Source organism: Bradyrhizobium sp. Bra78, assembly GCF_024519855.1.
GTDB lineage: Bacteria > Pseudomonadota > Alphaproteobacteria > Rhizobiales > Xanthobacteraceae > Bradyrhizobium > Bradyrhizobium japonicum_G.
In genome coordinates this window covers 299,190-314,645 of sequence record NZ_JALJRE010000005.1, presented here as the reverse complement: position 1 = coordinate 314,645, position 15,456 = coordinate 299,190, and the positions used below count along the sequence as shown (strand labels likewise).

At 64.7% G+C, this 15,456-nt stretch carries 16 protein-coding genes; 5 read left to right on the top strand and 11 right to left on the bottom strand.

Going from position 1 to position 15,456, the window contains the following annotated elements:
- The first annotated feature begins 94 nt into the window (after window positions 1–94).
- A complete protein-coding gene (locus tag OC450_RS14545) occupies window positions 95–613 on the top strand; it encodes an Hsp20/alpha crystallin family protein (protein WP_211386479.1) in 519 nt (172 codons plus the stop codon).
- A gap of 207 nt (window positions 614–820) precedes the next feature.
- Here OC450_RS14545 and OC450_RS14540 read toward each other — a convergent pair whose 3' ends face one another.
- From OC450_RS14540 to OC450_RS14515, 6 genes are all read right to left on the bottom strand, one after another.
- Complete coding sequence (locus OC450_RS14540) at window positions 821–1,648, bottom strand: hypothetical protein (RefSeq protein WP_262048109.1); 828 nt, start codon at window positions 1,646–1,648, stop codon at window positions 821–823.
- A 116-nt stretch (window positions 1,649–1,764) separates the two neighbouring features.
- Window positions 1,765–1,983, bottom strand: coding sequence for a DUF6894 family protein (locus OC450_RS14535; protein ID WP_256806682.1), 219 nt, complete (start codon window positions 1,981–1,983; stop codon window positions 1,765–1,767).
- 201 nt (window positions 1,984–2,184) lie between these two features.
- Window positions 2,185–3,477: a siderophore utilization protein FsrB gene (gene fsrB / locus OC450_RS14530; protein WP_262048108.1), complete on the bottom strand. Its 1,293-nt coding sequence runs from the start codon at window positions 3,475–3,477 to the stop codon at window positions 2,185–2,187.
- 228 nt (window positions 3,478–3,705) lie between these two features.
- Window positions 3,706–4,401 (bottom strand): anion permease, encoded by a 696-nt coding sequence (locus tag OC450_RS14525; RefSeq protein ID WP_262048107.1) that lies wholly within the window; start codon window positions 4,399–4,401, stop codon window positions 3,706–3,708.
- Between the two features lie 113 nt (window positions 4,402–4,514).
- Entirely contained in the window at window positions 4,515–5,321 is an 807-nt protein-coding gene (locus OC450_RS14520) for an enoyl-CoA hydratase/isomerase family protein (protein WP_262048106.1), read from the bottom strand.
- 31 nt (window positions 5,322–5,352) lie between these two features.
- Window positions 5,353–6,111, bottom strand: coding sequence for a hypothetical protein (locus OC450_RS14515; protein WP_211386484.1), 759 nt, complete (start codon window positions 6,109–6,111; stop codon window positions 5,353–5,355).
- Between the two features lie 63 nt (window positions 6,112–6,174).
- Here OC450_RS14515 and nthA point away from each other — a divergent pair, with 63 nt between their 5' ends.
- From nthA to OC450_RS14500, 3 genes are read left to right on the top strand one after another with little or no spacing between them, the layout of a single operon-like run.
- Window positions 6,175–6,801, top strand: a complete 627-nt coding sequence (gene nthA, locus OC450_RS14510) for a nitrile hydratase subunit alpha (RefSeq protein WP_211386485.1) — start codon at window positions 6,175–6,177, stop codon at window positions 6,799–6,801.
- Window positions 6,798–7,457, top strand: coding sequence for a nitrile hydratase subunit beta (nthB, locus tag OC450_RS14505; protein WP_262048105.1), 660 nt, complete (start codon window positions 6,798–6,800; stop codon window positions 7,455–7,457). Before nthA ends, nthB begins: the two co-directional genes overlap by 4 nt.
- Window positions 7,457–7,834 carry a nitrile hydratase accessory protein gene (locus OC450_RS14500; RefSeq protein WP_262048104.1) on the top strand — a complete coding sequence of 126 codons (378 nt, stop codon included), beginning with the start codon at window positions 7,457–7,459 and terminating at the stop codon, window positions 7,832–7,834. The genes nthB and OC450_RS14500 overlap by 1 nt, the downstream gene beginning before the upstream one ends.
- Before the next feature lie 116 nt (window positions 7,835–7,950).
- Here OC450_RS14500 and queC read toward each other — a convergent pair whose 3' ends face one another.
- A complete protein-coding gene (queC, locus tag OC450_RS14495; protein ID WP_262048103.1) occupies window positions 7,951–8,664 on the bottom strand; it encodes a 7-cyano-7-deazaguanine synthase QueC in 714 nt (237 codons plus the stop codon).
- Window positions 8,665–8,791: 127 nt separating this feature from the next.
- Here queC and mazG point away from each other — a divergent pair, with 127 nt between their 5' ends.
- Window positions 8,792–9,625 carry a nucleoside triphosphate pyrophosphohydrolase gene (gene mazG, locus OC450_RS14490; protein WP_211386489.1) on the top strand — a complete coding sequence of 278 codons (834 nt, stop codon included), beginning with the start codon at window positions 8,792–8,794 and terminating at the stop codon, window positions 9,623–9,625.
- A 90-nt stretch (window positions 9,626–9,715) separates the two neighbouring features.
- Here the strand turns inward: mazG and hflX are convergent, their stop codons facing one another.
- From hflX to OC450_RS14470, 4 genes are all read right to left on the bottom strand, one after another.
- Window positions 9,716–11,098, bottom strand: coding sequence for a GTPase HflX (hflX, locus tag OC450_RS14485; protein ID WP_211386490.1), 1,383 nt, complete (start codon window positions 11,096–11,098; stop codon window positions 9,716–9,718).
- Between the two features lie 11 nt (window positions 11,099–11,109).
- A complete protein-coding gene (hfq, locus tag OC450_RS14480) occupies window positions 11,110–11,358 on the bottom strand; it encodes an RNA chaperone Hfq (protein WP_007591126.1) in 249 nt (82 codons plus the stop codon).
- 307 nt (window positions 11,359–11,665) lie between these two features.
- Window positions 11,666–13,036 (bottom strand): sigma-54-dependent transcriptional regulator, encoded by a 1,371-nt coding sequence (locus OC450_RS14475; RefSeq protein ID WP_211386491.1) that lies wholly within the window; start codon window positions 13,034–13,036, stop codon window positions 11,666–11,668.
- 17 nt (window positions 13,037–13,053) lie between these two features.
- A complete protein-coding gene (locus tag OC450_RS14470; RefSeq protein ID WP_211386492.1) occupies window positions 13,054–15,447 on the bottom strand; it encodes a sensor histidine kinase NtrY-like in 2,394 nt (797 codons plus the stop codon).
- Window positions 15,448–15,456 lie beyond the last annotated feature (9 nt).

Sequence of the window (15,456 nt, the reverse complement as noted above, 5' to 3'; positions counted from 1 at the left end):
GAAATAACCCAGCCAATTTGCGCTACATCAAGGCCGTCGCGAGCGCGAGTAGCAGGCTGCTGCTTGATATTTCTCTAACTTGTGGAGAGAGCAGATGAGCCTTCCGAGATTATGGACCACCAGCCAGGAGCCTGCATTCGACCCCTTCAGGGCCATGCGGCGTGACGTGGAAAACGCGCTTCGCGCCTTCGATCAGAGGTCGCCCTCGTCCAGCATCGGCGCAGGCGCGCCGGCAGTCAATGTGGCGGAAACCAAGGATGCCTTCGAAGTGACGGCCGAACTTCCCGGCGTGGACGAGAAGGATATCAAGGTCAGCCTGGACGGCAACCAACTGGTCATCGCCGGCGAGAAAAAGGCGGAGAGCACTAAAGAAGAGAAGGACTGGCATGTCGAGGAGCGCAGCTACGGTTCATTCTATCGATCGATGTCTCTGCCTTTCGAGCCGGAGGAGGGAGCCGTCGAAGCTCATTTCGACAAGGGCGTGCTGCATCTGGCTATCAGGAAGCCCGCCAAGGCCGTGAAGACCACCAAGACAATCGATATCAAGACGGGGGCGCCGCCGAGCGCGAGCCCTGCATCGAACAGGGCCGCTGCACCGGGCAAGGCGGCCTAGCCCTGTACAGTCGCTGCAGCAGGTGAGCGCAAGGCCGGCAGGCATACCGTGCTGATGTTCGCTGGCGACGGCGCCTCGCCAAAGGTGGAAGCGAGCGAGGATACGGACCTTGTCGTCTTTCTGGTAGACCGTCGCGCGAGATATTCACGTGAGGGAACGATCAGCGGTTGAGGGCGGCCGTGACTGGAATCTCGGCGGCTGCGCGATTTAGCGCAGCGGCAGCAAATCGAGCTGGCTCTGCGCCTTCTTGACGACCGATGCAAACCAGCTCTGGCTTGGTGCTTGCTTGGCGAAGCACGCCGTGAAGGCCGTCATGGCATTGTCTTCGCGGGTCATGTCGCCGCGCGGGTCCTTCTTGTCGATGGGCTTGGCCATCATCTGCGTCCAGACCTTCTCGCAGGCCGGGATCGGGGCCGTCTTCACGGCGTCGCTTGCGGCGAGGAACAAGACCTTCTCGCCCTGGATCGCGACGACGTCTATTTCGGCGGGAGGTCCCTTCAGATCGCCGTTGCCGCGGACACCGAGCACGGCGACGGCGGCAGTCGCGTTTGCGGGCTTGGTGATCGGCAGCTCCGCATATTTGGCGAAGGCCGAATCCTGGATCGCATAATAGTAGAAGCGATCCGACTTGAATGCCGCGCCGATCTCCTGCGGCATGCCGTCCTCGCGGTGCTCGCGCAGCCAGTGCTTGAGCAGCGTGGAGGTGGTCACGACGGCTTGCATCCTGTCGCCTTCGGAGGCGAAGCCGAGGCCGTCGAGATGGCCGAAGCCCGAATCGCCCTTGAACAGCGTGTCGGCGTTCGACTTGCCGTCCGCCGGAAGCCCCTTGATCGTGACGGGTCCCACGAAGCCCCGCAGCACGCCGGTCAACTCCTTGAGCGCCGCATCGTGCTGCTTATAGGTCTCGTCATTCTCCTTGGCTTTCGAGAATTTTGCGATGTAGCGATCGCGCAGGTCGAGATAGTGCTGCTCGGGCTGGGCCGCATTTGCACTGGTGGCCAGGACGAGCAGGCAGATTAAGGCAAGGCACTTCATAGCGATCCCGGGAGGCACGAGTTGTCTTCTGTCTTTGTGCCTCTGTTTCACGGGAAGGTTCATCCGCGGTGAGCTGGCAGGCCGTCATGGGCCCTGCTCGGCCGGCTCCGCGATGGTCAACCGTTCTTCGAATAGACCGTTTCGCGATGAACTTCCCGACCGTTCTCGTCGATGACGACGATCCGGAGATCTGGATGTCCTCCCGGCCTTTTCGTGCGAACGTCTTCCGCCAGGCTCTTGCTGTAAGCAATGGCGGCGCCATCGCTTCCAAACTCCAGACCTGACCTGTCCCGAGCCGCAACGCCGTCCTTCATGTCGAAATAGTAAGTGCGCATCAGCATCCTCTCACGTCCACCTGTCCTGGAGTGCTTGGCCATCCTGTCGGAGAGGAAGGCAAACAGGGGCACAACGCCCTGGGGGGACGTAACTGCAAATCGGTTAAACACGCCGCGAGGCTAGCGAAGGTTCCCAAGGGCGGTTTGATTCCGATCAAACTCTGCTGTCGTGGCCCAGGCCTCGGCTCGAAGCCGAGCGCCCTACTCGGCCGGCGTCAGTTGCTGCCGGCTCGAGCGCATCGCCGCGGTCTCGCGCACGCGGACGCGGGCGCGGCGCTTGCGCCACCAGATCACGACGCCGGTGACCGAGAGCGCCGCCACCACCAGTCCCATGATCGAGATCAGAATGCGGCCGAACAGCCCGACGATGCGGCCCGAATGCAGCGGAAACTGCGCCTGCACGAAGATGTCGGCGGCGGTACCGACCCAGGGCAGCCGCTCGCCGATCGGGCGGCCGTCCTCGCTGTCGTAATAGAGCTGCGCCGGGCCGACGCCGCCGGCGCCGTGGTCGTCGCCGGGGTGGAAGAACGCGGCGGCATAGACGCCATGGGCCGGCCCGTAATTGATCGAGCCGACCGGGATCGTCCAGCCTCGCGCCTTGCCGTCCGCGGCGGCGCGCGCGGCGATGTCGGCGAAGGTCACCTTTGGCTCGATGGGGTCGTCGAGATCGCGATACGGCCGCTGCTCATAGGGCGTCGGCGTGTAGTTCGACACCATCTTCATCAGCGGCGAGAACACCTCGAAATAGAGGTTCAGCGAGAAAGCCGTGAAGGCGATGATGAACAATACGCCCCAGGTCCACAGGCTGAAGGCGCGGTGGATGTCGAAATTGATCCGGTAGGCACTGCCCGAGGTCTTGATGGTCCAGGCCGGCGCCCAGCGGGCCCAAAAACCTCGGTCGAGCTGGCGCGTGACCGCGGGCGCCCGCGCGGCCCTGGCGCGCCGCCGCGAGGGCAGCGTCAGGTAGAAGCCGACGAAGCAATCGATGGTCCAGATGATGGCGATGATTCCAAGCAGACGCATGCCCCAGCGGTCGCTGCCCCAGAACTCCGGGATATGCATCGTGTAGTGCAGCTTGTAGAGGAACGAGACGAAGTTCTCGCGCGTCACCGGCCAAACCGCGCCCCAATAGCGCCGGCCCAGCTCCGCGCCGGTGTTGGGATCGAGGAAGACCTGATTGTAGTCGAGGGCGTAGCGCTTGCCGGTTGCGGGATCGATCCGCGGCATGACGAAGAACCACAGCGAGTGGCCCTCCTCCGGCGTCATGAAGAGGTAGACGACGCGTGCGCGGGGATCGCGCTGCTCGATCGTCCTGGCAAGCTCGATCGACGGGATCGCCGGGCCTTTGCTGCTGACGTCGAACAGATGGCTGTTCAGGACGTCGTCGATCTCATGGTCCCAGGAGATGACCGCGCCGGTGATGCCGGAGAAGAACAGGAATCCGGCCGTGAGCAGTCCCGCCCAGCGATGCAGACTGCCGAATATCGCTCTCATCGAAGACTTCCATCAAGCGGGCCCGGCCGCCATCACTGCCGGCTTTGCCGGTATCGTTTTTGATGCCTCGCCGTAACGCAGCCGATTTCGGAGCGCGATAGGAACCGCGTTAGAATTTCTCCAGACGCGTGCACAGCGCATGCGGCGAATGCGCCCAGTCACGTTGTGGATTTGGAATGTTTCCAGATGGACAAGAACCTGCTTGTCCGCGACGTCTCGAAAACGACGTCAGCGATACCGCAGCCGGCGGTTGACCCGGCGCGCAAGATAGTCGCCGGCGCTCTGGACGAGCTGCACCGGCGCGATCAGCACCACGACGACGGCGAGCATCATGACGGCGGTCGACGCGAACGCCGTCCACATCACATAGGTGCCGATCCTGCCGGCGGTCGGCCCCGGTTCGGAGCCGTAGATGCGCGGGATGTTGTTGATGATGGGATAGACGATGCCGCCACTGCGCGCGGTGTTGGACGGCGTCGCCGGCGCGAGCAGGAAGTCCGACATCGCGACCGCATAGCCGAAGCCGAGCGTGTTCCGCCCGAGCTTCTGCACCAGCACGAGCGCAATGCGCCGGCCAAGCTGGCTCTTGCGATAGCCGATTGAGAACACGAAGGCGCCGACGATCAGCCACACCGTGCTCTCGGCAAAGTCCGCCAGCATCCAGCGCAGCGACTTGGTCGAATCGGGATCGATGTAGCCGCTGATGCCGGCGACCGTGAGCCCGATCAGGCCGACCGCGCCGACCGGCATCGATTCCAGGATCAGCCCGGTGATGACGGCCGCGAACACCGCAAAATAGTGCCACTGATTGACGTTGAGCCCCGATGGCACCGGCCACAGATAGATCGCCAGCCACACCACGAGCGGCGCGATCAGCTTCCAGCTAAATCCTTTCGCCTCAGGCGTCTGAGAACTGGCTGTCATGAGCCCTCCCCCGATTGTCATCGTGTCCTGCCGGCCCGTTGACCGAGCCGCTCTTGTCCGAGCGCGGCGTATACGGACCGTCCGCGGCCCGATCAATGGCTTGACCTTGCGTTCTACCGCCCCTTGAACCGCGGCTTGCGGCGGGCCAGGAACGCCTCGACGCCCTCCTTGTGGTCCTCGGTGAGGCTCGCCAGCGCGAACTGGTCGACGTCCATGTGGCTGGCGAGATCGTCCAGCGCATGCGCGAGCCGGTTGACGGTCAGTTTGGTCATGGCGACCGAAAGCGGCGGCTGCGCGGCAACCTTGCGGGCAATCTCCATGGCGGCATCGAACGCATGGCCGGGGTCGGTCACCTGCTCCACCAGGCCCCATTCATAGGCCTCGTCGGCGCTGATACGCTGGTCGGCCAAAATCACCGCCTGCTTGGTCCGGGCCGGCCCGATCAAATGCAGCATGCGCGGAATGCTCTGCCAGCTCATGTTCATGCCGAGCCCGATCTCGGGCACGCGCAGATGGGCATCGTGCCCCATCACGCGGAAGTCGAGCGCCACCGCGAGCGCCACGCCGCCGCCGACACAGAAGCCCTCGATGGCCGCGATCGTGATCTGCTCCATCTCCTGCCAGGCATGGGTAAGTCGCGGCCCGAGCTTGAGGTGCCGCCGCAGCGTGCCGAGGTCCATGTCCTTGCGCGAGCGTCCTTCGGCATCCTTGAGGTCGAAGCCGGCGCTGAACGCGGCGGCGCTGCCCGTCAGCACCACGACGGACGTCGCGGCATCATCCTCGAAGCTGCGCGCCGCCGCGGTCAGCTGGCGCAGCGCCTCCGGCGACAGCGCGTTGATGCCGTCGCCACGGTCGAAGCGCACGACCGCGATCCGTCCCTCCGGCCCGAGGCCTTTCTCGATCTTCACATAGTCGGTCAACGCAACCTCCCTGGTCTTGTTGTTCTTTATGCTAGAGATGACCGGTGCGGTGATGCTCGGGCTGTGCCCCGGGTACCGGAAACCGGATCGTGGTGCCGACGGTGATCCAGTTGGCGTTCTCGCCGGTAATGTTGCGGCCGTAGATCACGTCGACGGAGAATATCTCGTTCGGCCGGTAGCGCACGCCGGTCTGGAAGCGCGGCTGCACCACGCTCGCGATCTCGGAGGCGCCGGCCTGACCGTATGCCTCGATCGTCCATTGCAAGGTGTCGGTGAATTTCCAGTCGAAGCCGATGCCGTAGGTCAGATAATGGCGGTCGACCGTGCGATCCCAGAGCCAGCCGCCATTGACGTTGATGCGCATGGTCTCGGACAGGCGGTAGGTCGCGGGGATGACGACAAAGGCGGACAGGGCATCGCCGGTCGCCGCGTCGAATGATCCGCCGCCATACGCCGACAATCCCCACCGGCCTATTCCGGTCGGGATGAAATTCGTCTTGGCTTTTGGGGCGACCGTCGTGCTCCAGTCGCCGTCGCTGCGGGCCCGGATCGTCTGCAGGCTCAGCTCGATCGGCCTGAAGGGATCGACGACGCAGGAGGGATTGGCGACAGCGGAAAAATCCGTGTTGGTCGCCGCCGACATCCAGCTTTCCACCTTGCAGGAGCCGACCTCGGAGATATCGGCGGCATCCACCGCATAGGCGCCATTCGCGGCGCGCGCATCCTGCGCCGCGAGTGCGACAAGAGCCGCGATTGCGGCGGCCATTCCGGTTCGTGCAGCCCAGCCCATGGCGCGATGTTAGCAGAGTCTTCGCCTCGACAACGCCCGGATTCTGGGACTATCTTCACCCCCATGAGCGAGCATCATCACCACCACGATCACGATCATTCCGAGCTGTCCGAGACCGAGCTGCGCGTGCGCGCGCTCGAGACGATCCTGACCGAAAAAGGCTATGTCGAGCCGGCCGCGCTCGACGCCATCATCCAGGCCTACGAGACCAAGATCGGCCCGCATAACGGCGCGCGGGTCGTCGCCAAGGCCTGGACCGATCCGGCCTTCAAGACGGCGCTGCTTGAAGACGGCAGCAAGGCGATCGGCACGCTCGGCCATGTCAGCCGCGTCGGCGACCATCTCGTCGTGGTCGAGAACACGCCGCAGCGGCACAACATGGTCGTGTGCACGCTGTGCTCCTGCTACCCCTGGGAGATGCTCGGTCTGCCGCCGGTCTGGTACAAGGCCGCGCCCTACCGCTCGCGCGCGGTGAAGGACCCGCGTGGCGTGCTCGCCGATTTCGACGTCACGCTGCCCAAGGACATGGAAATCCGGGTCTGGGATTCGACAGCCGAGACGCGCTTCCTCGTGCTGCCGATGCGGCCCGAGGGCACCGAAGGCTGGAGCGAAGAACAGCTCGCCGAGCTGGTCACGCGCGATTCCATGATCGGCACCGGCTTTCCCAAGACGCCCGGAGCGCCGTCATGAACGGCGTGCACGACATGGGCGGCATGGACGGCTTCGGCAAGGTCGAGCCGGAGTCGAACGAGCCGATGTTTCACGAGGAATGGGAGTCGCGCGTCCTCGCCATGGTGCGCGCGATGGGCGCGGCCGGCGCCTTTAACATCGACACCTCGCGCTTCTATCGCGAGACGCTGCCGCCGGATGTGTATCTGTCGAGCTCCTACTACAAGAAATGGTTTCTCGGGCTCGAGGAGATGCTGATCGAGAAGGGCTACCTCACGAGAGAGGAGGTCGCCGCCGGGCATGCGATTCAACCGGCAAAAGCGCTCATGCACGGCAAGTTCGATCTCGGCCAGGTCGAGCGCATCATGGTGCGCGGCAAGTTCGCCCGCACGGCGCCTGCGCCCGCAAAATTCAACATCGGCGACCGCGTGCGCGCCAGGAACATCCATCCGACCACGCACACCCGGCTGCCGCGCTATGTGCGCGGCCATGTGGGCGTCGTCGAGCTGAACCATGGCTGCCACGTGTTTCCGGATTCGGCGGCGATGGAGCTCGGCGAGAATCCGCAGTGGCTCTACACGGTCGTATTCGAAGGCAGCGATCTCTGGGGCACGGACGGTGACCCGACCTCGAAGGTGTCGATCGACGCGTTCGAGCCGTATCTGGACCCGGCGTAATGAGTGGTAGCGCTGCTGCCGCCGCGACAGCGGCGATCCCGAGCATTCCGCGCGACGAAGAAGGCCCGGTGTTCCGCGCGCCCTGGGAGGCGCACGCCTTCGCGATGGCCGTGAGCCTGCACGAGCGCGGCGTGTTCACGTGGCCCGAATGGGCCGCAGCCCTGGCCTTCGAGATCAAGCGCGCGCAGGCAGCGGGTGATCCCGATACGGGCGAGACCTATTATCTGCACTGGCTCGCCACGCTGGAGGGTTTAGTCGCCAGCAAGGGCGTCGCCTCGACGGAAACCCTGCATCGCTACCGCGACGCCTGGGACCACGCCGCGGATCGGACGCCGCACGGCAAGCCGATCGAGCTGCGGGACGAGGATTTTCGGTAAGCTCGCGCCACGTTGGTCATTGCGAGGAGCTCTTGCGACGAAGCAATCCAGACTGCCACCGTAGAAGGATACTGGATTGCTTCGCTTCGCTCGCAATGACAGCGCAGATTGGCGCGCTACCTCCCCGCCACGTATTCCCGCCACCCCTTCGCCCGCAGGCTGCATGCCGGGCACTCGCCGCAGCCGTATCCCCACTCATGCTGCGCGCCGCGTTCGCCGAGATAGCAGGTGTGCGACTGCTCGCGGATGAGATCGACCAGCCCCTCGCCGCCGAGGTCATGCGCAAGCTGCCACGTCGCGGCCTTGTCGATCCACATCAAGGGCGTATGCAGCTCGAAGGACCTCGCCATGCCGAGCGAGAGCGCTGCCTGCATCGCGCGGATGGTGTCGTCGCGGCAATCGGGATAGCCGGAATAGTCGGTCTCGCACATGCCGCCGACGATGTCAGTGATGCTGCGCCGGTAGGCCAGCGCCGCGGCGAAGGTCAAGAACACCAGATTGCGGCCGGGCACGAACGTATTCGGCAGGCCGTCTGCGCCCATCGCGATCGCGACGTCGCGCGTCAGCGCCGTCTCTGACACGGCCGCGAGCGTCGGGATCGACAGTGTGTGGCTCTCGCCGAGTCTTGCGGCCCAATCCGCGCGCAGGCTCTTGAGACCGTCGAAAAGCCGCTCACGGCAGTCGAGCTCGACGGCGTGGCGCTGGCCGTAGTCGAATCCCAGCGTTTCCACGCGCGCGAAGCGGCTGAGCGCCCAGGCAAGGCAGGTGGTCGAGTCCTGGCCGCCGGAGAACAGCACCAGCGCGGTTTCGGAGGAAAATGCATCACTCATGGCTCCGCGCTTTAGCATTGCGGAACGTATCAGCCAATCGGTGGAAATCGGCCTGTTCCGCGTGCCGGCGCTGGGATCGGCCGGCCGCTTTTGGCATAAGGTTGGAGACCCAGGAGACTGCCCCGCAATGACCCCATCCCGCGACATTTCCCGCCTGATCGAGATCATGGCGGCGCTGCGCACGCCGGTGACCGGCTGCCCCTGGGACCTCGAGCAGAATTTTGCGACGATCGCGCCCTACACCATCGAGGAAGCCTATGAGGTGGTCGAGGCCATCAGCCGCGGCGATCTCGACGATTTGCGCGAGGAGCTCGGTGATCTCCTGCTTCAGGTCGTGTTCCACGCCCAGATGGCGTCGGAGCAGAACGCGTTTGCCTTCGGCGACATCGTCGAGGCCATCACGCGAAAAATGATCCGGCGCCATCCGCATGTCTTCGCCGACAAGGACGGCAACCTCGCCTCCTCCCACGTCAAGGAAGTCTGGGACCGCATCAAGGCCGAGGAAAAGGCCGAGCGCGCCGCACGCCGGCCACCGGAGGAGGCGCCGCCGCATAAATCGCTGCTCTCAGGCGTGAAGGCCGGCCAGCCCGCGTTGACGCGCGCCATGGAGCTGCAGCGCAAGGCCTCGACCGTCGGCTTCGACTGGAACGACCCCCGCGCCGTGCTGGCAAAGATCCGGGAGGAAGCCGACGAGATCGAGGCTGCGCTCGATCGCAACGACAGCGAGGGGCTGGCGGAGGAAACCGGCGACCTGATGTTCGCGCTGGTCAACCTCGCCCGCCATGTCGATGCCGATCCGGAAGCCGCGCTGCGCGCGACGAATGCGAAATTCGAACGGCGGTTTGCGTTCATCGAACGGGCACTGGAAGCGCAGGGACGGACGCTGGAGCAGGCGTCGCTGGCGGAGATGGATGCGTTGTGGAATGCGGCGAAGGCCGGGACCCATAACCCCAAGGAGTAGTTTGGCGAAGACTCGTCGTTCGGTGCTTCTACCAATCGCAATCGATAGATCACGAGGTATTCGTCCCGGCCTGCGCCGGGACGACATCGTTCAGGCCGAAAGACGCGGCACGGCGTCGAAGCGATTGACCACGATATCCCGCTTGGTTTCGTCGACCCGCACGGTCATGTCGAACCGGCCGTCATGCAGCTCCTTGGCCAGCACCTCGGAATTGCGATGCAGCCAGCTGATGCCGGCGCCGTCGGCGGCGTCGATCGAGAGATCGAGCGTGGTACGTTTGGCAGCCAGGCGCTCCTCGATCGCGGCGAGCAGCGCGTCGACCCCCTCGCCCGACACGGCCGAGACCAGCATGGCCGGATGATCTTCCGGCCTGCGCGCGGCGATGTTCAACAGCTCTTCGCGCTGCTCGGGGCCGTAACGGTCGATCTTGTTCCAGACCTCGATGATGCGGCCGCTGTCGTCAGGATTGATGCCGAGCTGGCGCAGCACGGCATCGACGTCGCCCTGCTGCGCCTCGGCATCCTCGTGCGAGATGTCGCGCACATGCAGGATGACGTCGGCCTCCAGCACCTCCTCCAGCGTGGCGCGGAAGGCTGCGACGAGCTGCGTCGGCAGGTTCGAGATGAAGCCGACCGTGTCCGACAGCATCGCCTTGCCGCCATGCGGCAAAGTGAGCGCGCGCAAGGTCGGATCGAGCGTGGCGAACAGCATGTCGGCGGCCTGGACGTCGGCGCGGGTCAGGCGGTTGAACAGCGTCGACTTGCCGGCATTGGTGTAGCCGACCAGCGCCACCACGCGATAAGGCACGCGCTGGCGACCGGCGCGGTGCAGGCGCCGCGTCGCCTGCACCTTCTTCAGTTCGCCCTCGAGCTTGGAGATGCGTTCCTGGATCAGGCGGCGATCGGCCTCGATCTGCGTCTCGCCCGGGCCGCCCATGAATCCGAAACCGCCGCGCTGGCGTTCGAGATGGGTCCATGAGCGGACGAGGCGCGAACGCTGGTAGTTGAGATGCGCGAGCTCGACCTGAAGCGAGCCTTCCTTGGTCTTGGCGCGACGGCCGAAGATTTCGAGGATCAAGCCGGTGCGGTCGAGCACCTTGGCGTGCAATTCCTTCTCGAGATTGCGCTGCTGGATCGGCGCCAGCGCGCAATCCATCACCACGAGCTCGACATCGAGGCTCTTGGCCAGCGCGGCGATCTCCTCGACCTTGCCCTTGCCGATGTAGGTCGCGGGCCTGATCTGGCTGATCGGCGCGATGATGGCATCGGCGATGACGAGATCGATCGCGCGCGCGAGGCCCGCGGCTTCGTCGAGCCGGGCCTCGGCGTTTCGCAGGATATGACTTTCCGATTGCGCGTCGGCACTGCCTGCGCGCACCCGCAAATAGGGGCCGATGACAAGCACCCGCCCCGTTCGCTTTGCCCCTGCCGACTGCGGACGGTCGGCTTCCCCGTCGAAATTCCGGGGTTCCAATCAGATCACTCTCAAGCCGGCTGATCCTCGCCGCCTTCGAACAACTGGATCGGAGCGCCCGGCATGATGGTCGAGATCGCATGCTTGTAGACGAGCTGCGAGTGACCGTCGCGCCGAAGCAGCAAACAGAAATTGTCGAACCAGGTCACGATGCCCTGGAGCTTCACTCCGTTGACCAGAAAGATCGTCAGTGGCGTCTTCGTTTTGCGAACGTGATTGAGGAAGGTGTCCTGTAGGTTTTGTGCGCGGTCTGCCGCCATTGTTTTTTTCTCGCTTTGAGTTTCTTTTTATTGCGCCGGTTGCGGCCCTCTTTTGCTGGAGCCGCTTCCGGTTGCCGTCCTCATGAGATCCCCCTCGGAAGGAACAGCTGTGCGATTAGAGGACAGGTGGACATATTAGGCAAGCCGCTTCACGCGGCAGCCCACGCGGTATTGCCCCGAAAAACTACGGAAATCGATGATTTTCCTCGCTTATCCCTGAGGTCCGGCCGCAACGTCGCCGCTCCAGATTGTTGCTTTGACGCCTTTTTCCCGACGCGAACCGTGATGCAACTCCGCTCGAAAAGCCCTAGCCGACGCCGAGCGCCTTCAGCTTGCGGTGCAGGGCCGAGCGTTCCATGCCAACAAACTCGGCCGTGCGAGAAATATTTCCTGAGAAACGGCTGATCTGTGCAATCAAATAGTCGCGCTCGAACACTTCGCGCGCTTCGCGCAGCGGCAGGCCCATGATGTGCTCGCCGTTGTTGCTGGTCGGCATCGCCGGCACCATCGAGCCGACGTCCTGCGGCAACATGTCGGCGGTGATGATGACCTCGGGTCCGCCCGCGGCCAGAATCATGACTCTCTCAACGTTGTTGCGAAGCTGGCGCACATTGCCCGGCCAGACATGCGACTGCAGCACCGCCATCGCGTCCTGCCCGATCTGGCGCTTGGGCAGGCCGCTGCCCGCCGAGATCTGCTCCATGAAATAGTCGATCAATTCCGGAATGTCCTCACGGCGCTCCGACAGCGCAGGCACACGGATCGGCACCACCGAGAGCCGGTGATAGAGGTCCTCGCGGAAATGGCCGGCCGCGATCTCCTCTTCCAGATTGCGCGCGGTGGAGGAGATGATGCGGACGTCGACCTGCACCTTGGCGGTGCCGCCGACGCGCTGGAACGACTGCTCGACCAGCACGCGCAGGATCTTGTTCTGGGTCTCGCGCGGCATGTCCGCGATCTCGTCGATGAACAGCGTGCCGCCATGGGCTTCCTCCAGCGCGCCGGCCTTGCGCGGCTGCTCGCCGTTGGACTGCTCGACGCCGAACATCTCGTGCTCCATCCGTTCCGGCGTGATCGCGGCGGCATTGATCACGACGAACGGGCCGTCGGCTCGGCCCGAGGCGGTGTGCAGCGTGCGCGCGGTCAGCTCCTTGCCGGCGCCGGCGGGGCCGACGATCAGGATGCGGCTGTTGGCCTTGGCCGCGCGCTCGATGGTCTGGCGCAGCTGGTTCATGCTGGGCGAACGGCCGACGAGCGAGCTGGCACTCGGCGCCAGTTGCTTCAGCTCCTTGACCTCGCGCTTCAGCCGCGAGTTCTCCAGCGCCCTGGTGGCGACCAGGATCAGCCGGTCGGCCTTGAACGGCTTCTCGATGAAATCGTAGGCGCCGCGCTTGATCGCGGCGACCGCGGTCTCGATGTTGCCGTGACCGGAGATCATCACGACCGGCAAATCGGCGTTGTCCTTCTTGACCTGCTCCAGCAGCTGCAAGCCGTCGAGCTTGGAGCCCTGCAGCCAGATGTCGAGGAACACCAGATGCGGCCTGCGGTTGGCGATCTCGGTGAGTGCCGTGTCGCTGTCGCGTGCCGTCCGGGTCACGAAGCCCTCGTCTTCGAGGATGCCCGCAACGAGATCCCGAATATCGGCCTCATCATCGACAATCAGAATTTCACTTGCCATGGGTCGCGCCTGTCTTCTCAGTTGCCTGTTGAGGCTTCGATCTTCGTTGAATCATTGGTCTTTTCAGCCGGCTCTTTGGTTCCGGAGGCCGGCTCTATTGTTTCGAGGTGCTTGGCGGGAGCCGTGCTCGCTTCCGCGATTTCCGGCTTGATCGTTGCCTCGCCCGCCGGCTCGGCCCCCTCGCTTTTCGCGGGAGCGCCGGAGATCGCAAACCGCATCCGCATCCAGGCGCCGCGCTGGCCTTCGCGGAAGTCGGAGGCGTCCTTCAGCTCGATGCGTCCGCCATGGTCTTCCAGCACGCGGCCGACGATTGCGAGCCCGAGGCCGGTGCCCTTGGCGCGTGTCGTCACGTAAGGCTCGAGCAGACGCGACCGCGCCACCTTGGGCAGGCCGATGCCGTTGTCGATGACGTCGATCAGCACGTCCTCGCCCTCGCGCGAGACCACGACGTCGATCCGGCCTTTTCCCAGTTCTTCGGCCGGGACCTGCTCGATCGCCTCGGTGGCGTTCTTGACGATGTTGGTGACCGCCTGCGAGATCAGCCGCCGGTCGAACTGGGCGCGGAGCGGATCCTCTTTGAATTGCGCCTCGATCTCGATCTCGGGATGGGCGACCTTCATGAGGAACACGGCCTGCCGCACGGTGTCGGCGACGTCCTCGCCCTCCATCACCGGCTTGGGCATCCGCGCAAAGCGCGAGAACTCGTCGACCATGCGGCGGATATCGTCGACCTGGCGCACGATGGTGTCGGTGCACTGTTCGAAGATCTGCTTGTCCTTGGTCTCGGTGATGGACTTGCCGAATTTGCGGCGGATGCGCTCGGCCGAGAGCTGGATCGGCGTCAGCGGGTTCTTGATCTCGTGGGCGATGCGGCGCGCCACGTCGCCCCAGGCCGAGGTGCGCTGCGCCGAGACCAGCTCGGTGATGTCGTCGAGCGTGATGATGTGGCTGTCGTGCGGCTGGCTGGTCTTCTCGGCGCTGACGCGGACCGACAGATTGCGTTCCTGCCCGTCGCGCGTGATCGTGATCTGGCCCTGCACCAGGCGCTGGGTCCCTTCCCGCGCCGTCTTCATCATCTCGTCGAGCTCGGGCAGCACGTCGGAGAGCGGATGGCCGAGCGTCTCCGCTTCGGAGTGCCCGATCAGCTTCTCGGCGGAGCGGTTGAGGATGCCGACGCTGCCCGAGGTATCGACGCCGATGATGCCGGCACTCGCAGAGGACAGCACCGCTTCGATGAAGCGGCGGCGGCTGTCGATGAGATCGCTGGCGTTGACGAGTTCGTCGCGCTGGCTGCGCAATTCCTGCGTCATCTTGTTGAAGGTCTCGCCGAGCTGGGCGAGGTCGCCTTCCGACTGGTGCACCGGGACCTTCACATGGAGGTCGCCGGTCGAGACCGTATGGGCCGCGTTCATCAGCCGCCGAATCGGCGAGACCAGCGAGTTGGCGAAGTTGAGGCCGATCAGCACCGAGGCCATCAGGATGGTCAGCGCGATCACCGCGAACATCAGCGCAAATGCGACCTGGATGCCGAGCCGGCGCGACTCGATCTGGGCGTATTCGGCGACGCTGACCTCGGTCTGCTTGAGCTGGGTGACGACGTTCGGATCGAGCGGCCGCGCGACGTAGAGGAAGGTGTCGCTGAAGGCGCGCAAGCGGATCACGGCGGCGACGTAGCTGGCGTCCGGCAGCACCGCGATCTCGGGCTCGGATTCGTTGACGTTGCTGAGGAAGTCCGGCGCTGGCGGCGAATAGGCCAGCCGCATGCCGGTGTCGGCGGATTCGAGAATGTTGGTGTTCTTGTCGATGATCATCGCGCCCGGCAGATTGCGGGAGCCGGCGCTGGCGGTCAGCAGCTCGCGGAACGAGCGGCGATCCTGGTCGTAGAGCGGCCGCGCATGAGCGATGTCGTTGGCCATGCCGAGAATATCGCCGCGGATCAGCTGCGCATGGTCCTGCATGTAGGCGCGGGCGATCGTCAGCGAATTCTGGATCACCTCCTTGGTCGGGCCGGAGAACAGGCGGTCGAGGCCGCGCTCGATGGTGACGTTGGCAACGACCGAGACCAGCACCGCCGGCAGCACCGCCACGATCGAGAACAGGCTGACGATCTGGACATGGAGGCGCGCCGCCGCCCGGCCCCGCCGCCGCGCCAGGATCAGCTGCCACAGCTCGCGCACGATGATCCCGACCAGCAGCAGGATGGTGGCCGCATTAAGCAGGTAGAACGAGCGGACCACCGCCGGTGTCGGCTCGATGTTCGTCAGTCCGGTCAGGACCAGAAAGGTCAGCAGGGCGGACAGCAGCGCCAGCGCTACGGCAAAGGGCGCCAGCCAGCGTCGCACCGACCAACGCCGGGGCTCTTCCGCTGGGGCCGTGTCAAAGGATGCGGCCGAGGTGTCTGCGCTGGTCATTCCGGCAAT